Here is an 18,578-nt window from a genome sequence, read left to right on the forward strand (position 1 = left end):
GGTGGTTTGCGCACACGAGGCGGCATCCAGGTTCGATTGGCGGCCGCTCTTGCGGGTCTCGCCCTGCTCGCGACGCCCACGGGCGCCCAGGCTCAGGGCGGCCTGATGATGGACGGCACGCCGCTACATGTCTTCGCGGACGGCCTCGGCGCGATCCAGGTCCGCGTCGACGGCGTCGCCGCCGGGCTGTTTTATGACCCCGCGGCGAACCCGGGACACGCCGGGTTGGAGATCAAGGAGGGCGACTCCGTCTATCCGCTCCAGGACGGCTTCTCGACCGCGCCGGGCCGCGTCCCCGCCGAACCCCTGACCATCGTCGACAACGGCGCGGGAACCCGCACGCTGCACACCGCCTACCTGATCGGGCCGAACCTGCGCGTCAGCGAGGACCACGTCTACACCGACGGCACGACCCAGATCAACGTCCACTACGGGATCACGAACGTCTCTGCCGCGCCGACGTCGCTGCGGGTGGGCGCGCTCGCCGACCTCTACGTGGGCAACAACGACAGCGGCACCGGGGTCATCGCGCCGGGCACGCCGCTCTTCGTGGGCGGGCGCGACGAGGCGAGCGGGCTCGTCTACGGCCTCCAGGAGGTCACGCCCTGGAGCGGCTACCAGGAGAGCGACTTCGAGCAGGTGTTCGACAACTTCGCGGGCGACGGGCTCAACGGCACGGTCGACTCCACGGCGCCCGACAACGGTGTCGGCGCCACCTGGCAGCTCGACAACCTCGCCCCGGGCGAGACCCGCGGCATCGACGTGCGCTGGCTGCTGGCCGCCGCCGCCCCGCCCGGGACGATCGTCCCGCCTCCGCCGACCCCCGTCGCGGACGAGCTCGGCGTCATCCACGCCGGCCCCGACGGCGTCCTACCGCCGCCCGTGACCGGCAAGTCCGTCAACATCAAGCTCCTGCGCGGCACGGTCTGTTACACGCCTCCGAAGAGCAAGAAGTGCATCCCGCTCACCGGCCCGGTCCAGATCCCGGTCGGCAGCCTGATCGACACCACCAAGGGCCGGATCGCACTCGAGTCGACCTCCGACGCCGCCGGCGGCACGCAGAGCGCGTGGTTCTACAGCGGGATCTTCAAGATCGGCCAGACCAAGGGTTCCAAGCCGGTCACCGAACTCGCGCTGGCGGGGCCGAAACTCAGCTGCCCGAAGGGCAAGAAGGCGAAGGTCTCGGCGGCCAAGCCGAAGACGAAGCGGCTGTGGGGCGACGGCAAGGGCACGTTCCGCACCAAGGGCCAATACAGCTCCGCCACGGTGCGCGGGACGAAGTGGGTCGTCATCGATCGCTGCGATGGGACGCTCACCCAGGTCAAACAGGGCTCCGTCCTCGTGCGCGACGTCAAGCGCAAGAAGAACGTGATCGTCCGAGCCGGTAAGCAGTACCTCGCGCGCAAGAAGTGAGCTGGGTCTCCGTCTTCGCAGGCTTCCTCGTCGCCCATATGGTGGGGGATTACCTGTTCCAGACCGACTGGCAGGCGCTCAACAAGCGCGGCGGGCTGACGGCCGGCGGGGTCTCGCGCCGGGCGCTCGTCTCCCACGTGACGACCTACACGCTCGCGTTCCTGCCCGCCTTCATCTGGATCGGGTCCGAGCTTGATGCCGTGTGGGCGATCGTGGCCGCCGTCCTCGTCTTCGTCCCGCACCTGATCATCGACGACGGGCGCCTCGTCGCGCTCTACCTTGCCCGTGTGAAGGGGGTTGAAGGACTCAATCTCGGGCTCGCCGCGTCGGTCGACCAGACGTTCCACGTGCTCTCGCTGTTCCTCGTCGCCCTCCTGCTGGGCACGGCATGAAGCACCGGCGCCGGATGCTCATGGTGTTGGCGGCGGCGATCGTCGCCATCGGCGCCGGAGCGCTGGCGAAGGCCGGCCACGTCTGGAGCGGCCTCGAGCGCTCGACGGTCGACGCCCGCTTCAGCATCCGCGGCGACCGGGTCCCGGACGACGTCGTCCTGGTCGGGATCGACAAGCGGACCGTCGGCAACGAGACGTGGCCGATCAGTCGCTCGCACTACGCGCGGGGCATCGAGCAGCTCAGCCGGGCGGGAGCGAAGGTCGTCGTGCTGGACGTCCAGATCACCGAGCCCGGCGACGACAAGAAGGCCGACAGCGCCCTGATCGACGCCGTCCGCCAGTCCAAGTCACCGGTCGTCATGACGACCACCGAGGTCGCCAGTGACGGCACCACGAGCATCTTCGGCGGCGGGCCGGAGCTCAAGGACTCCCGCGCGATCCCGGCGAGCTCGAACTTCCGCGCCGACAAGGACGGCGCGCTACGTCATGTCGCGTACGAGGTCGAAGGCCTGCAGACCGCGGCGATGGCCGCGGCGCGCGCGAAGCTCGGGCGACCGGCCGGCACTCCCGGCGGCACCCAGGCGCTGGTGGACTATCCCGGGCCCTCCGGGAGCGTTCCGGAGGTCAGCCTCGCCGACGTCGAGTCGGGCAAGTTCAAGGCCGACGCCGTTCGTGGCAAGGTCGCCGTCATCGGCCTCACCGGCTCGGTCGCGCGCGAGAACGGCGACACCCACGTCACGCCGGTGGACAAGGCGATGCCGGGACCGGAGGTCCAGGCCGCGGCGATCACCAGCGCGCTGCACGACTTCCCGCTCCGCACCGCCCCGGCCTGGGTCACCTGGCTCGCCATCGTGCTGCTCGCGTGCGCGCCGCTGGCGCTCGCACTGCGGTTCGGGCCGTTCATCGGCGTTCCGCTGGGCCTGGCGGTGGGCGGCCTGTACCTCGTCGTGGCCCAGTTGGCGTTCGGCACCGGGACGGTCCTGGCGATCGTCCCGCCGATGGTCGCCCTCGTCGTCGGGATGGTCGGCGCCGCCGTCGTCGTGCACGCGAGCCGTCCGGCGTGGCTCGACGGCTTCCTCGACCGCCTCAGCCCCGCTCGCGGCTCCAACGCCCGCACACACCGCCTGCGCACGCTGCTGCTGGTCAGCGCGGCGATCTCCGTCGTGACCGTCTCGGTCGTGCTGGAGGCGACGCACGCCCTCCAGCGCGTCGAGCTGTCCACCGTCGACACCCGCTTCAGCGTCCGCGGCAGCACCGGCCCGCCGCCCGACGTCGTCCTGGTCGGCTTCGACGACAAGACGTTCGGCGACCTCGAGCAGCAGTGGCCGTTCGATCGCAAGTACCACGCCAAGGCGATCCGGGAGCTCAAGAAGGCGGGCGCGAAGGTGATCGCGTACGACGTGCAGTTCACGGAGCCGAGCGAGAACGAGGAGTCCGACAACAAGCTGATCGAGGCCGTGCGCGGCGCGGGCAACGTCGTGCTCTCGACGACCGAGGTCGGCGCGGGCGGCACGACAGGGATCTTCGGCGGGTCCGAGGGCCTGAAGTACAGCCGCGGCACGCCCGCAACCACCAACTACGCCGCCGACGCCGACGGGCGCCTGCGGCGGATGCGCTTCGACATCGAGGGGCTGCAGACGTTCCCGCTGGCCGCGGTCCAGGTCGCGCGCGGCAAGCGGGTCACGCCGCCCTCCGGCAGCAGCGCCTGGATCGACTTCGCCGGCGGCGGGCGCACGGTGCGGACCTACAGCTTCAGCGACGTCATCAACGAGAAGTTGCCGCCCGACACGTTCAAAGGGAAGATCGTGGTCGTCGGCTCGATTGCCACCTCGCTGCAGGACTATCACCGCACCGCCACCTCGGGTGACGCGCTTATGCCCGGCGCCGAGATCCAGGCCAACGCGATCCAGACCGTCCTCGACGGCTTCCCGCTGCGGTCCTCGAGCACCTGGCTGAACCTCCTGCTGCTGTTCGTCCTTGGCGCGACGGCGCCGATCGCGGCCCTGCGGCTGCGCATGCTGCTGGCGATCGGCGGCGGGGTGGTGGTGCTCGCCGCGTTCATCGTCGGTGCCCAGATCGCGTTCCAGAACGGCACGATCGTGACCGTCGTCTATCCGATCCTCGCGTCGCTGGCGGGAATCCTCTTCACCGGGGCGATTCACGGCGTGACCGTCGCGTTCGAGCGCGAGCAAGCGCGCGACGCGTTCGCGCGGTTCGTCCCCGAGGCCGTCGTCGACCAGGTGCTCGCCGACGCCGACGGCGTGCGGCTCGGCGGCGTGCGCGGCGAGGCGACGGTCATGTTCAGCGACCTGCGCGGGTTCACGAGCTTCTCGGAGACGCTCGAGCCGGAGCGGGTGATCGAGTCGCTCAATCGCTATCTGACCGAGATGAGCGAGGCGATCCTCGACCACGGCGGCACGCTGGTGGCCTACATGGGCGACGGCATCATGGCCGTCTTCGGTGCACCGCTGAAGCAGGAGGACCACGCCGATCGCGCGCTGGAGGCCGCCCGCGACATGCTCAGCCGGATGGACGGGTTCAACGGCTGGCTGCGCGAGCAGTCGTTGCACGACGGCTTCAAGATGGGCATCGGCCTCAACAGCGGGCCCGTGATGTCCGGCAACGTCGGCTCCGAGCGTCGCCTCGAGTACACGGCGCTGGGCGATACGACGAACACCGCGGCGCGCCTGGAGGGGATGACCAAGGGCACGCCGCACCAGCTCTACATCTCAGACACCACCAAGCAGACGCTCACGCGGCCCGCCGACGACCTCGTCGCCGTGGGGGAGGCCGAGGTGCGTGGCCGGAAGGCCAAGGTCCTGCTGTGGTCACTGAAGGACGCGCCGCCCGCGCCCGGCGAGCAGCCCGCTCCGGAGGCCACGATCGAGGCCTGAAGGTCGAGGTGTGCAGGCATCTCGACGAACGTCTCGTTGACCTCCACAGCGGCTTCTGGAAGTCTCGCCTTCTTGGAGCTCCGGGTCAGAGGGAGCTCCTGACGTCCATTGGGTCTGCGTCAGGAGAGGGGAACTACTACATGCGAGCAATGACTCGCGCGGCGGTGTTCGTTGCCACCGCTGTGTTGTTGGGGTCGGCTACGGCCTCTGCGGCTGAGTTGCCGCGAGGGCCGGTGACGGCCGCTACGGTCGCGTCCGCCCAGGCGGAAGCCACGACCGCGAAGGCCGCGTCCACCGAAGCCGCGCGCCAGGCCGCTGAAGCCGGCGTCGCGCTCGACGCCGCCAAGGCCGCCGCAACTGCCGCGGCCGCCGCGTCCGCCGCGAACCCGACGCCTGAGAACCTGGCTGCGGCTGCCGCTGCCTCCGCCGCGCAGGCGACGGCCCAGCAGGCGTTCGACGCAAAGACCACCGCCGCCGCCACGGCGCTGAAGGCGTCGACCGACGCCCAGGACAACGCCACTCGCGAGGCGGCGTCGTTCGCCGGCCTCAACGGCGGCACGTCGACCGAGGGCACGACGGAGATCCCCGAGCCCGACGTGCAGCCGGACAACTTCCTGCACAGCGACAACGTGTCGCTGGTCGGCCACGTCCGCGGCCTCTACAGCACGTCCACGGCCGGCAAGTCCTGCCCCGCGTTCAACCCGACCAAGTGCCCCGGGTACTCGTCGCTGAACTTCCTGCACTTCGACAACCTCGGCTACGACGTCATGGTCGCCAACGGCACGGCCGGCCTCTCGATCTGGTCGCTGAAGAACCCGGCCAGCCCGAAGTGGATCGGCCAGGTCACGCTCGACGACCTCAAGAACGGCACCAAGGCGGACCCCAACGATCCGACCAAGACCGTGCCGATCATCCCGGACGGCGCCACCGCTCTGGCCCAGTTCTGGGAGGGCGAGAACATGACGGTCGACAGCCGCCGCAAGCTCGTCTTCATGTCGCGTGACAGCGGCCAGAAGGGCCAGATCATCATCGACGTCAAGGACCCGTGGCACCCGAAGCTCATCAACTTCTCGAAGAACTACCAGGGCCACACGTCCACCTGCCTCAACGACTGCCGCTTCATGTGGTCGGTGGGCGGCACGCAGAGCCCGCCGCCGTCGACGCCGGCCAAGGCCTCGGCGGTCTCCGTGACCGACATGCGTGATCCGATGCACCCGTACGTGTACCCGTCGCTCTTCGGCGCCGACGTCCAGCGCACCGGCACCAACTCCGGCTCGACGCACTCCGTCGACGTCGACTTCGACGGCGTCGCCTGGGTCTCCGCCCAGAACGGCGTGCGCGGCTACTGGACCGAGGGCCTGCACAAGGACCCGAAGACCGGCCTGGACCGCTACGCGACCCCGTATGACCCGATCGGCTACGCCGGCGGCCGCATCGGCGGCGGCAGCGACAGCTCGTTCATGCACAACGCGTACCACGTGCCGACCTCGATCGGGGGCCGCCCGGCGGGCGACGTCCTGCTCGTCACCAACGAGAGCAACAACACGAACTGCGCCAGCGCCGGCCAGTTCCTGATCGCGTCGCTGGCCGGGAGCTACGACGCCACCGACAACCCGACCTCGGCCACGCGCATGACGCGCCTCGCCGCGTACCGCACGGCGGGCAAGCCGGGCGAGTTCCACGGGACCGTCACGACCACCAACCCGACGACCGGCGCTCCCGTCACCACCACGGTCGGCGACTGCTCGGCCCACTGGTTCACGGTCAAGGGCAGCATCGTCGCGCTCGGCAACTACGAGCAGGGCACGCGCTTCGTCGACATCTCCGACCCGACGAACCCGCAGCAGGTCGGCTGGTTCCGCGTCCCGGCCCGTGCCGCGGCCGGCGACTCGCCCGAGATCCTCTCGAGCGACACGGCGGGCTCCTACTGGCACGGCAAGTACGTCTACATCGCCGACTACCAGCGCGGCATCGACATCATCAAGCTCGACGACTCCGCCAACCGCGGCAAGATCCTGCCGACGGCGTGCTGGAACTCGTGCGAGCGGGCCGGCCAGACGGTCGATCCGATGACGACGAGCACCGACGGCGGCGCCGGCGGCACCGTGGCGGCGACGCTGGCCCTGACGCTGGGCACGCCGGCCACGTTCGGCGCGTTCACGCCGGGCGTCGCGAAGGACTACACGTCCTCGATGACCGCCAACGTGATCTCGAGCGCGGGTGACGGCACGCTGAGCGTCGCCGATGCGTCCGCGACGGCGACCGGCCACCTCGTCAACGGCACGTTCACGCTGCCGTCGGCGCTGCAGGCTAAGGCCACGAGCGCCGCGGGAGTGGGTGCGGCCGCGCTCGCGAACGTCGGCTCGTCCGCCGCTCCGACGTCGCTTGTCACCTACTCGGGCCCGACGTCCAACGACGCCGTGACCGTCGGGTTCTCGCAGCACATCGGTGCCGGCGACGCGCTCCGCACGGGTGCGTACAGCAAAACGCTCACGTTCACGCTGTCGACGACGGCGCCATAAAGGGGCCAAGCGCGCTACACCGTGTGTGAGTGATGGTGAAGTTGAAGTCATGCATCGAGGGCGCCGGCGTTGCCGGCGCCCTCGTGGTTCTCACGTTGACCGGCTGTGGTGGCGGGTCGGACTCGCCGAAGCCGTCGGCGACGCCGAGCAAGGCCGTCGGCGCCATCTACCAGCCCGGCGACGTCTCGTTCGGCGTGCTCGCCCCGACCTCGGGGGAGCAGGAGCAGCGGGGGCAGGATCTCATCGACGGCGCGCAGTTGGCGATCGCCGATCTCAACGTCCGCGGCGGCGTGAACGGGCATAAGGCCGCGCTCGTCACCTACGACGATGGGTGTGACGCCAAGACCGCGCGCGAGCGCGCCGTCGCGCTCAAAGCGTCCGAGGTCGCGGGAGCGCTCGGCGGCATCTGCACGAGCGCGGCGGGCGCAGCGGCGCGCACGCTCGGCTCCGAGCTGCCGTTCCTGGTCACGTCCGCGAACGCGCCGAGCATCGTGTCGGCGAGGCGCACGCCGACGGCGTTCCTGACCAACGGCACGCCGTATCAAGCGGCGCTGGCCACGGCGCATTGGCTCGCCTTCCAGCGGGCACAGCGGATCTCGGTGGTGACCGAGGACGACCGGGCGTCGAAGTTCCTCGGCGCGCAACTGGTCAAGCTCGCGTCACCGGTGCCGAAGCCGCTGTCGCAGCAGACCGTACCGGCGGGCGTGACGGATTGGGATGCGTACGTGAAGACCGCTCTGGCTGGGGGTCCCGACGTCGTCTACTGGGCCGGCTCGGCGGCCGGCGGTGGAGCGCTGGCAGCCGCGCTGAAGGCCGCCGGCTATGACGGCAAGTTCGTGGCCTCGGCGGAGTCCGCGAGCCCGGAGTTCCTGTCCGCGGCCGGCGCCGGCGCCGACGGCGCGTTCGTGATCGCTCCGGCGAGCCCGCAGTACCTCCCGGCGGCGACCGCGTGGGCGAAGCGGTTCGAGGCCCGCTTCAAGCGCGCACCAGGCTTCGACGCGCTGCAGGCCTACGAAGGCGTGCGCGCGCTCGCGCAGGCGGTGACGCAGAGCGGCAAGGTCGATCGTGCGCGCAACAGCCGGCAACTCGCCATCCTCGACGGGTCCTACAAGACGCTGCTGGGCGACGACGGCCTTTCGTTCGCACCCGACCACACGATCAAGTTCGACAACAACATCGCGCTGAAGATCAACGGCGGGAAGTTCGTCGTCGACAACATGCTGCGCTCGGGCGCGGAAGGCTGAGATGCGCGTCGTCGCCCTCGTGTGTGCGCTCGCCGCGGTCCTGGCCGGGTGCGGCTCGGAGGGCAAGTCGACCTACACGAGTGCCGACATCACGGCCGCGTACTTCAAGGCGTCCGACGAGAGCGCGACGGCGCGCCCGCGCGTCGAGGGCTACTGGGCCGACCCCGACGACCACCAGCACACCAACTACGTGCCGCGTGAGGGGATAGAAACGTGCCCGCAGGCGCAGCGCGCGAACGCGAGCACCCCGGTCGACGGCAACAGCGTCACGCCTGACGCCGGGGAGCCGGTCAACCAGTTCGTCGTCGGCCCGAAGGACGTGGACGACATCCGCACGCCGCAGATCACGCAGGGCGCGCTGGTCTTCGGGACGAGCGCGATCGCCGGCGCGGGCATGAAGGCGGTCGCCGGCGCGCTGGCCAAGTGCCCGGGGAATTACGAGGTCCGCGGCGGGCCATCCCCGATCCTCGGCACCTACAGCGTCTCCAGCCGGGAGATCGAGTCCGGCGGCTGGAAGGGCTACGTCCAGCAGATCGCGCACACCAACCCCGCCGACGACGTCTACTACGAGGACGCGGCTCACGTCGTCGTTCAGCGGGCGAACGTCATCCTGTATCTCGACGTGACCCACAGCAAGATCATCGGGGAACGGTCGGACTCGTCGGTCAAGGCCGAGTCCGTCCTGCGCACGGTGCTGACGCGCCTCGGATGAAGACGCTCGCGCGCGGCCTGATCGCCGCGCTGCTCTGCTCCCTGGTGTGGGCGCCGATCGCGTGGGGGCACGCGACGATCGTCCGCACCTCACCCGCGGACGGGGCCGTGGTCAAGACCCAGCCCGCGTCGGTGAAGCTGCGCTGGAGCGAGGCGGTCGATCTCGGGCCCGGCTCGGTCCGGCTGCTCGACGCCTCGGGCAAGCTCCTCAAGACGGAGAAGGCCCGCCACGACGGGGGCGACCAGACGACCGCGGTGATGGCGCTCCCGAGTGGGCTGGCCAACGGCACCTACGTGGTCGCGTGGCGGGTGACGTCGGCCGACTCGCATCCGGTCTCGGGTGCGTTCTCCTTCTCCGTCGGCGCGCCGAGCGCGCTGGTCACCGCGGGCGAGTCGGGCTCCTCGGGCACGGCGGTCAAGCTCGCCGACGGCATCTTCCGCGCGGTGGCCTTCATCGGCTTCGCGCTGGCGGTCGGTGGCGCGTTCGTGCTGCTGTTCCTGTGGCCCCAAGGGCGCTCGAGCGCGCGCGGGCGAACGTTCCTGGGCGCCGGGCTCGGGGCGCTCCTGCTGGGGACCGTCGCGGTCCTGCTCCTGCAGGGCCCGTATGCGACCGGCGGGTCGCTGGTGGACACCTTCAAGCCGTCGCTGCTGTCCTTCAGCGTCTCGACGCACTTCGGGCAGGCGCTGATCGCGCGCATCCTGCTGGCGCTCGCGTTCACCTGGCTGATCGAGCGCGCGCTGCGTCCGGGCGGCGCGGTCAACCGGCTCGGGCTGGCGGCGTGCGTCGTCGGGCTCGTCCTGACGTGGACTTTGACGGACCACTCGCGCACGGGCGTGCAGGTCTGGCTGGGCATCCCCGCGGCGAGCGCGCACCTGCTCGCCATGTCGCTCTGGCTCGGCGGGCTCGCGCTCCTGTTGTTCTGCGTGCTGGTGCGCGAGGTGTCGCTGCTCCCGGTGGTCCCGCGGTTCTCGCGGATGGCGCTGCTCTGCTTCGGCGTGCTCGGCGTCACCGGCGTCTATCTCAGCTGGCGGCAGTCGGGCGAGCTGGCGGCGCTCCCGGCGACGGAGTTCGGGCGGCTCTTGTTGATCAAGAGCGGCATCGTGCTCGTGATCATCGGGCTCGCCGCGCTGTCGCGTCGTGCCGTGCAGCGCGGTGGCGAGGACCTCGGGAGGCGGCTGCGCCGGACGGTCGCGGTCGAGGCGGTGCTGGGAGTGGTCGTGCTGGGCGTGACCGCGACGCTCGTCAACGCCGCGCCCGCCCGCGTCAAGTACGCCCCGCCGTACGACATCACCGTGCGGGGTCCGGAGGGCGGGAAGGTGCAGGTGCACGTCGTGCCGGCCAAGCAGGGTCAGAACGTCACCGACGTCTACCTCGTCCAGCGCGACGGCCGCCTCCTCGTCCCGCCGGAGATCACGGGACGCCTGAAGCCACCGAGCGGCACGAAGGATCTCGGGCCGCTGCCTGTCGATCTCACCGCGGCGGAGCCCGGGCACTACGTCGCCACGGCCATGAGCGTGCCGAATCCCGGCCACTGGACACTGGAGTTGAGCGTGCGGACCTCAGACATCGACGAGAGCGTGATCGACGTGCCGGTGCGCATCCGATGAGGCTCGCGCTGGCGCTCGTCTTCCTCGCGCTGTTCCCGGCGAGCGCGCTCGCGCACGTCACGATCCTGCCCGAGACCTCGCGGCCGGGGCAGACCGGCGACTTCACGTTCCGGACGCCGAACGAGCGCGAGGACTCCGCGACCGTTCGCCTGGAGGTCTACCTCCCCGCGGGTGTGAGCGCGGAGATCCTGTCGCACGACGGCTGGACTGCGGGGCGGATCGCGGGCGGAGTGCGCTGGACGGCGGACGGTGAGAACTCGATCAAGCCCGGGCGCACGGAGGACTTCAAGCTTGCGCTCGGCCCGTTGCCGGACCAGCCGCGCCTCATCTTCAAGGCGCTGCAGTACTACGCCGACGGGCAGGTCGTGCGCTGGATCCAGGAGCCGACCGCGGACGCTGAGCGGCCCGCCGCGGTGCTCGACCTCGGCGGTGGCGCCGTCGTCGGCACGGATGCCACGGTCGACGACCAGACCGGTGGCCCACCGTGGGCGCTGATCGTCGCCGGCGCGATTCTGCTGCTGATCGTCGGGCTGCTCGTGGCGCTGCGGCGCGTGCGCCTGTAACGCGACGGCGCTCTCGCATCATCTGATGGGCGTGAGAAGCGACGCCGCACTGCTCGCCGCCGCCCGGAGCGATCCGGGCGCGTTCCGCGAGCTCTACGACCGCTACGCCGAGCGCGTACTGGCCTACCACCATCGCCGCTGCCGCGACGAGGACGCCGCCCACGACCTGACCGCCGAGACGTTCGCGCAGGTCTGGCTCGTCCGGGCGCGCTTCCGTGACGAATGCGACGGCTCGGCCGCGCCGTGGGTGTTCGGGATCGCCCGCAACGTGCTGCTCGTCTCGGTGCGCCGGCGAGCGTTGGAAGCCCGCGCCCGCGAACGGCTGGGCGTGCTGGTTTCGCCCGTCTCCGTCTCGCCTCAGGACGCGTGGCTCGAAGGCCTCGACGACGAGCTGGTGCCGGAGGCCGTGCGGATGCGCGTGGTCGACGAGAAGGACTACGACGAGATCGCGCGCGAGCTCGGCACCACCCCGGGCGCCGCGCGCGTCCGTGTTCACCGCGGCCTGGCCGCCCTGCGCAAGGAGAGGACCCGATGACCGCCCGCCTGTCTTCAATCGGCGACGAGCTCGAGCGCGCCGCGCGTGGCGACCTGCGGTCCCGCCGGGTCCGCCGCCGCCGGATCATCGGCGGCGCGGCCGCGCTCGCGGTCCTGCTGCCGGGCGGGGCGCTCGCGGCGAACCTGCTCAGCACCGAGGACGTCGCGCGCTCGATGCCCGCCGGCACGAGGTTCCTCGTCGGCACGACGCCGACCTGCGAGGTCGTGCGTGACGGGGTGGAGTACACGTGCACGATCAAGGGTGACTTCAAGTCCGAGATCGACGGCTCCTTGAAGGGCACGGTCGAGCCGACGGTGGACGCGTCCAAGCACGTCAACGGCGGGTGCCGCTCGGAGAGCGCGGACGGCCGGACGTGGACGTGTTACGTGGGTGAGGAGGCGGTGCGGCAGAAGATCGTCGGGCCCGACTTCCTCGGCGAGTACGCACCCTCGCCGGGCGTGGGCTGATCTCAACGCCCACCGGTCGAGACGGCTTCGACCGGTGGGCGGTTTCGGGGTCGTGGCAAAGCCGGTTGGATGACGCTCGTCATGTCACGACTTCTCGTCCGGGCGGTCGCGGTTGCGGCCGTGACGACCTCGGTTGGCCTGGTTGCGGCCGGCACGGGGTCCGCGTTCAACTACGTCTCCGACAGCAACGGCACGTTCTGGGGTTTCCAGGACGTCGCGCCGCCGCGCGTCGACACCGGGAGCATCCGCGCCACGCAGGTCGGCGCGGGGCAGAATCCCGCCTACAGCACCACGATCAACGGCTACGGCGGGATCAAGGTGTGGGTGTCGAGCACCCCCGCGCCGCGGTTCAACGGCGAGTTGATGCGGGGGTTCGGGCTGACGTTCGACGGGACGGATCGCTTCACGACCACGCAGGCGGTGCCGCTCGGCGGCGTCGCGATCACGCGCAGCGTGTACGTGAAGAAGGACGTGCCGGCCGGGCAGGCGAGCTGGTCGCGCTGGCTGGACACGTTCCGCAACACGACGGGCGCGCCGATCACGGTTAAGGTCGCGTTCGGCGGACAGACGGGCTACTCGGCCTCGGGGGCCAACTCGAGCGCGATGGTCAAGAGCTCCTCCGGCGACGCGACGGTGAGCGCCACCGACGCGTGGGCGGAGGTCGCGACGCCGCTCTCGGGCACCACGTTGGTCGGCGGCCCGCAGGCGACGGTCACCGGCACGCCGGCACCGTTCGGCGGGGCGATGACCTTCACCGGCAACTGGCTCTACAACACGTTCGACAACCCGCTCGCCTACGGCGGCCACGAGGGCAACTTCCAGGCCTACATCAACACGCTCACGCTGGCGCCGGGCGAGGTGAAGTCGCTGCTGCACTACGTGGTCCTCGGCCAGCGGGTGATGGCGACGACGTCGGACGCCGAGCGCCTGAAGGTCGAGGCCACGGCGTCGACGCTGGCGACGACGCCGGACCTCGCCGGGCTCAGCCCCGCCGAGGTCTGCAGCGTCCAGAACTTCAGCGGGCTGACGTGCACCGGATCGGCGACGATCCCGCCGGTCGCCACGCCCGAGCCCGTGAAGCCGGTGACGACCTCGGGCTACGACGTGGTCGAGAAGACGATCGGGCAGATGCGGGCCGACATGGAGTCCGGCCTGACCACCTCGCAGGCGATCACCCAGGCGTACCTGGACCGGATCAAGGTCTACGACCAGGGCCAGTTCGGCTTCAACGCCTACGAGATCGTCGCCTCGGACGCCATGGCGCAGGCCAAGGCCGCCGACGTGGCGCGGGCGGCGGGCAAGAAGTCGCCCGTCCTCGGCATCCCGATCGCGATCAAGAACCTCTACGACACCAAGGACATGGCGACGACGAACGGCAGCCTGACGTTCGCCGGCTTCCGCCCGAAGGCCGACGCCTTCCAGGTCGCCAAGCTGCGCGAGGCGGGCGCGGTGATCATCGGCAAGGCCGCGCTCGAGGAGTACGCGACCTCGGGCAACTACTCCAACGATCCGTGGGGTCAGGTGTGGAACGCGTTCGCGCCGTCGAAGTCGGCGATCGCGTCGAGCGGTGGGTCGGCGACGGCGGTGGCCGCGTCGTTGGCAGGTGGAGCCTTGGGCTCGCAGACGGGTGACTCGCTCTACGGCCCCGCGTCCGGCGCTTCGCTGGTCACGCTGCGCGGAACGGACGGCCTGGAGAGCGGGAGCGGGATCATGCCGCTGTCGTGGTTGACGGACTTCGGCGGCGTCATGACCCGCTCCGTCAGCGATCTCGCTGACATGCTCAACGTCGTCACGGGCACCGATCCGGCCGATCCGACGACGGCGCCCGCGGACGCCGAGCGGCCCGCCGACTGGCGCTCGACGCTCGACCCGAACGCGCTGCGCGGCAAGCGGATCGGCTACATCCCGTCGGTGTGGGAGGACCCGTTCGGCACCACCGGAACGACTGATGCGTCGAAGGCGGCGCTGAAGTACCTGACCGACGCGGGCGCCACGATCGTCGAGATGGGCTCGACGGTGGGCGGGGCGAACACGCCGACCGCGCCGTCGGTCAACCCGAGCGGCAACACGTCGCAGGAAGGTTGGATGCAGTACATCGACGCGCACCCGGAGCTGGCAGAGCAGGGCTTTGCCATCCGCAACGCGGTCGACGTCAGCTGCTCGCAGAAGAAGGTCTGGTACACGCGGCAGGACGCTTCGGCGTGCGCCGTCGCGCCCGCTCCGCGGATGACGGCCGACGAGCTCACCGCCCGCCGCAACTACCGCCTCCAGTACAAGGCGAACTCGAAGACCTGGCTGGACACCGCCGGCGCCGATCACCTCGGGGTCGACGCGGTCGTGTACCCGGGCCTGCTTTCGGACATCACGCTCAACGACGGCGGTGGCGGCAAGGCGAGCTTCGGCCGCCGCGACACGCCGGGGGCCGGCCCGGGCATCCCGACGGTCGTCTTCCCGGCGGGGGTCAACGATCACGGGCAGCCGATCAACCTGCAGCTGCTCGGGCGGGCGTGGGACGACGACAAGCTCGTGGGGATGGCGTACGCGTTCGAGCAGCTGGCGACCAAGGACGGCAAGGGCCATCAGGCGCCGACGACGGCGCCGCCGTTGAAGGTCGTCACGGAGGCCGGTGGCACGGTCGGCGGGTCGGTGCCGGCGACGCTCTCTCTGACGTTGGGCGCTCCGGCCTCGTTCGGCGCGTTCACGCCGGGAGTGGCGAAGGACTACACGGGGCAGACCTCCGCGAACGTCATCTCGACCGCCGGTGATGCCGCGCTGACGGTGAGCGATCCCGGCCACCTGACGAACGGCACGTTCGCGTTGCCGTCGCCGCTGGAGGTGTCGTTCTCGAAGGCGGCATGGACGGCGCCGGTGTCGAATGACCCGGTGACGATCGCGTTCAAGCAGCACGTGGGGGCGACGGACGCGCTGCGCACGGGGGCGTACGCGAAGACGTTGACGTTCACGCTGTCAACCACGACGCCGTAGAGCATCGGGGGCCGCTAGTGTAAAGGCGCCTTTACATCAACCGCCCCTGTCATTTGACAGGGGCGGGGTGACCTTTGAAAGGCAAGGCCCCCTCTTGCGCGTCCAGGCATTCCTCGCCGCGGTGGCGAGCTCGCTGCTCCTCGCGGCTCCCGCGTTCGCGGACCCGACCGCCACCGGCCCATCCGGCGCCTACCCCGCCGGGGACGCGCAGATCAACCTGCCGAGCGCCCCGACGAGCAAGACGTGGACGCTGAGGAACACGGGCACCGATCCGGTCTGGGTGGTGTCGAGCGTGCTGAGCGGCGCGGACGCGTCGCAGTTCGCGGTCAGCGGGACGTGCGCGACCCGCGGGCAGGCCAACCCGCTTGCCCTCAACGAGACGTGCACCGTGGTGACCGGGTTCCGGCCGACCTCCACGGGCGCGAAGTCAGCCGTGTTGACGACCGTCACGAACGGGCCGGCGTTCACGACCGGCGCGATCACCGGCTTCGGGCGCAACCTGACGGGCGCGCTGACGGACTTCGGCGACATCCACGTCGGCGCGACCCCGGTCAAGCGCACGCTGCATCTGACCAACGCGGGTGCGGAGGAATTCCCGCTGGGCGCGATCTCGGCCCCGGCGGGCTTCGTCAAGGGCACCGACGGGTGCGGCACCAAGACGCTCGCCGCCGGCGCGTCGTGCGACGTCGACTTCACGTTCACGCCGACCGTTGCGGGGCCGAAGACGGGTGTCATGACGATCGCGGGCTTCACGCCGACCGGTCTCTTCGGGCTGGCCGGCATGGGCACCGAGGCCGCCGCCGCGCTCTCGCCCGTGGTCGCCGACACGAGCGACGGGCAGGCGACGTTCACGCTGCGCAACCCGGGCAACGAGGCGCTGCGCCTGGGCGCGGCGCGCCTGGTCGGCGCCGGGTTCGCGATCGTGGCCGACGGCTGCTCGCGCGCGACGGTCGCTCCGTCGGCGACGTGCACGGTGGGTGTGCGGTTCGCGGCCGATGAGCTCGGTTGGCGCAACGCGCGCCTGGAGCTGCCGGTGACCAACGTCCCCGGCCCGCCCGTCGTGGCCCGTGTCACCGGTCGCGGCCCGGGCCTGGGCGGCACGGACACCGACCCGTTCGCCTCGCCGTTCGCGCTCGAGGAGCAGCCGCTCGCCCGCCTCGTCGGCGATGGCGGCGACGCCCTCGGCGGCGCCCTCACCAACGGTGCCGCGTGCGACCTCAACGGCGACGGGTACGACGACGTCATCGCGGGCGCCTCGCAGTGGTCGGTGACGCCGGCCACGCTCTCGTGGGAGGGCGCGGCGTACGTGACCTTCGGCGGCCCGCGCTTCGGTTCGTCCGACCTGGCGGCGCCCGTGTCCGGCAAGACGATCCGGATCGAGGGCGAGAAGGAAGGGGCCCAGACGGGCACCGGCGTGGCGTGCGGGGGCGACGTCAACGGCGACGGCATCGACGACCTGGTGGTCGGCGCCTGGGCGTATGAGTACGACGGCCGGCCGTCCGGCACCGCGGCGGTGCGCGGCGACGCCTACGTGGTCTTCGGCGCGAAGGACCTGCCGGCCGCCGGCCCGCTCGACCTCGGCCTGCTCGGCACGCGCGGGTACCGGATCGTCGCGCCGAACGGGGTGGAGTACGACCACTTCGGCTACCAGGTGGCGGGGCTCGGCGACGTCAACGGCGACGGCTACGACGACGTCGCGGTGATGTCCAACGTCGCGGACAGCCCGGAGACCGTCCCGCCGCGGACGAACAACGGGCGGATCTACGTGCTCCCCGGCAAGGCGACGACCAGCGCGCAGGACGCGAGCACCGCCACGCTGACGACGATCCTGGGCCCGGCGCCCGGGCAGTTGTCGATCGTGACCCCGGCGGGTGACGTCAACGGCGACGGCACGCCGGACGTCGCCGTCGGCGTGTACACGGCGGTCTACGCGGGGCGCTCGACGGCCTCGGGCGAGGTCTTCGCGGTGAGCGGCAGCACGCGCGGCGTCGTCGACCTCGCGACGCCGTCCTCGTCGCTGTTCGCGGTCGGTGGCGCGTTCGCCGGGCATCGCCTCGGCATCGGCGTCGCGAGCGCGGGCGACGTCAACGGCGACGGCGCGGACGACCTGGTGATCGGCGCGGACTCGACGGCGGCGGCCAACAGCGACGCGGCGTACGTCGTGTACGGCGCGAAAGCCGATCCCGCGGGAACCGCGCGCGACACGGCCGGCGCCGGGGCGCCGCGCGAGACGGCGCCCGACGCGGCGGACACGGTGCTCGACACGGCCGCGCTGGGCACGCGCGGCTACCGCATCCTCGGCGCGCCGGGCTCCTCGACGGGCTACGGCGTGGCGCCCGCGGGCGACGTGAACCGCGACGGCGTCGGCGACGTCCTCGTCGGCGGCTACGCGCTCGGGAACGGTCGCTCGTGGGTCGTGTTCGGCGTCAAGGACCCGACGACGCTCCCGGCCAACAACGACGGCGGCGTGTCGGCACTCGTGCCGGCGAACCTCTCCGACACGACGCGCTACGTGTCGCTCGCGACGCTCACCGCCGCCCAGGGCACGTCGCTGTCGGGCGTGAGCGCGGGCGAGCGCTTCGGCCGCCAGATCGCCAATGTCGGCGACGTCGACGGCAACGGCACCGACGATCTCGCGATCGGCGCCGACTTCGCGTTCCGCTACGGGCGCACGAAGACCGGTGAGGTGACGGTGGCGCTGGTGCCAGGCCCGGTCCCGGCGGCGCCGACGCCGACGCCCACTCCGACCGCCACGGCCACGCCGACCCCGACCGCCACGGCGATCCCCGAGCCGACCGCCACCCCGGCGCCGTTCGCCTCGCCCGCTCCGACCCCGGCTCCCCCGGCGGCCAAGCCGGTCCCGGCGCTCGCATCCCGCAGGCTCGCGGCCGACGCCCACGGCCGCGTGGCGCTGACGGTCCGCTGCGCCGGCATCGCTGTCGCGTGCCCGGGCCGGGTGACCTTCACGCTGGCCGGCGTCCGCCGCACCGCGTCGTTCACCGCCGCGCCGGGCAAGACCGCCGCGCTGCGCGTGACGCTCACAGCGGCCCAGCGCCGCTCCCTCACCCGCCACACCCGCCTGCAGGCAAGGCTCACCCTCGCCGTGACGATCGACGGCACCACGACCACCCGCGCCCTGCTCGTCACCGTCCGAGAACCGAAGCGATGACCCCTTGCATCCAAGTCGTACACACCGCGTATACCGGGGTCAGACCCCGGTATACGCGTGGTATGCATGCGGGCG

Annotated in this window: 12 protein-coding genes; all 12 read left to right on the plus strand. The window is 71.3% G+C overall.

Annotated features, from left to right (window positions below; genetic code table 11):
* Positions 1-6: 6 nt before the first annotated feature.
* The 12 genes from OM076_RS18910 (at position 7) to OM076_RS18965 (ending at position 18,503) form a co-directional block, all read left to right on the plus strand.
* On the plus strand, positions 7-1,413 hold the full coding sequence (locus OM076_RS18910; protein ID WP_270041608.1) for a hypothetical protein: 1,407 nt from the start codon (positions 7-9) through the stop codon (positions 1,411-1,413).
* The gene (locus tag OM076_RS18915) at positions 1,410-1,805 is read left to right on the plus strand and encodes a DUF3307 domain-containing protein (protein ID WP_270041609.1); all 396 of its coding nucleotides are present in this window, start codon (positions 1,410-1,412) and stop codon (positions 1,803-1,805) included. The genes OM076_RS18910 and OM076_RS18915 overlap by 4 nt, the downstream gene beginning before the upstream one ends.
* Entirely contained in the window at positions 1,802-4,699 is a 2,898-nt protein-coding gene (locus tag OM076_RS18920; RefSeq protein ID WP_270041610.1) for a CHASE2 domain-containing protein, read from the plus strand. The genes OM076_RS18915 and OM076_RS18920 overlap by 4 nt, the downstream gene beginning before the upstream one ends.
* 233 nt (positions 4,700-4,932) lie before the next feature.
* The gene (locus OM076_RS18925; protein WP_270041611.1) at positions 4,933-7,221 is read left to right on the plus strand and encodes an LVIVD repeat-containing protein; all 2,289 of its coding nucleotides are present in this window, start codon (positions 4,933-4,935) and stop codon (positions 7,219-7,221) included.
* A gap of 32 nt (positions 7,222-7,253) precedes the next feature.
* Positions 7,254-8,465, plus strand: a complete 1,212-nt coding sequence (locus tag OM076_RS18930; RefSeq protein WP_270041612.1) for a branched-chain amino acid ABC transporter substrate-binding protein — start codon at positions 7,254-7,256, stop codon at positions 8,463-8,465.
* A gap of 1 nt (position 8,466) precedes the next feature.
* Complete coding sequence (locus tag OM076_RS18935) at positions 8,467-9,177, plus strand: hypothetical protein (RefSeq protein WP_270041613.1); 711 nt, start codon at positions 8,467-8,469, stop codon at positions 9,175-9,177.
* The gene (locus OM076_RS18940) at positions 9,174-10,784 is read left to right on the plus strand and encodes a copper resistance CopC/CopD family protein (RefSeq protein ID WP_270041614.1); all 1,611 of its coding nucleotides are present in this window, start codon (positions 9,174-9,176) and stop codon (positions 10,782-10,784) included. Before OM076_RS18935 ends, OM076_RS18940 begins: the two co-directional genes overlap by 4 nt.
* Positions 10,781-11,347 carry a DUF1775 domain-containing protein gene (locus tag OM076_RS18945; protein ID WP_270041615.1) on the plus strand — a complete coding sequence of 189 codons (567 nt, stop codon included), beginning with the start codon at positions 10,781-10,783 and terminating at the stop codon, positions 11,345-11,347. Before OM076_RS18940 ends, OM076_RS18945 begins: the two co-directional genes overlap by 4 nt.
* 31 nt (positions 11,348-11,378) lie before the next feature.
* Positions 11,379-11,882, plus strand: coding sequence for an RNA polymerase sigma factor (locus OM076_RS18950; protein ID WP_270041616.1), 504 nt, complete (start codon positions 11,379-11,381; stop codon positions 11,880-11,882).
* Positions 11,879-12,349, plus strand: coding sequence for a hypothetical protein (locus OM076_RS18955; protein WP_270041617.1), 471 nt, complete (start codon positions 11,879-11,881; stop codon positions 12,347-12,349). Before OM076_RS18950 ends, OM076_RS18955 begins: the two co-directional genes overlap by 4 nt.
* A gap of 81 nt (positions 12,350-12,430) precedes the next feature.
* Positions 12,431-15,334, plus strand: coding sequence for an amidase (locus tag OM076_RS18960; protein ID WP_270041618.1), 2,904 nt, complete (start codon positions 12,431-12,433; stop codon positions 15,332-15,334).
* Positions 15,335-15,428: 94 nt separating this feature from the next.
* Positions 15,429-18,503, plus strand: a complete 3,075-nt coding sequence (locus OM076_RS18965) for a choice-of-anchor D domain-containing protein (RefSeq protein ID WP_270041619.1) — start codon at positions 15,429-15,431, stop codon at positions 18,501-18,503.
* Positions 18,504-18,578 lie beyond the last annotated feature (75 nt).

Source organism: Solirubrobacter ginsenosidimutans (assembly GCF_027587205.1).

What these genes read in the sequence shown, in the direction of transcription:
- OM076_RS18920 (WP_270041610.1), top strand. Translation starts at nt 1,802, where the DNA reads ATGAAGCACCGGCGCCGGATGCTCATGGTGTTGGCGGCGGCGATCGTC.
- OM076_RS18930 (WP_270041612.1), top strand. Translation starts at nt 7,254, where the DNA reads ATGGTGAAGTTGAAGTCATGCATCGAGGGCGCCGGCGTTGCCGGCGCC.
- OM076_RS18935 (WP_270041613.1), top strand. Translation starts at nt 8,467, where the DNA reads ATGCGCGTCGTCGCCCTCGTGTGTGCGCTCGCCGCGGTCCTGGCCGGG.
- OM076_RS18940 (WP_270041614.1), top strand. Translation starts at nt 9,174, where the DNA reads ATGAAGACGCTCGCGCGCGGCCTGATCGCCGCGCTGCTCTGCTCCCTG.
- OM076_RS18945 (WP_270041615.1), top strand. Translation starts at nt 10,781, where the DNA reads ATGAGGCTCGCGCTGGCGCTCGTCTTCCTCGCGCTGTTCCCGGCGAGC.
- OM076_RS18955 (WP_270041617.1), top strand. Translation starts at nt 11,879, where the DNA reads ATGACCGCCCGCCTGTCTTCAATCGGCGACGAGCTCGAGCGCGCCGCG.
- OM076_RS18960 (WP_270041618.1), top strand. Translation starts at nt 12,431, where the DNA reads ATGTCACGACTTCTCGTCCGGGCGGTCGCGGTTGCGGCCGTGACGACC.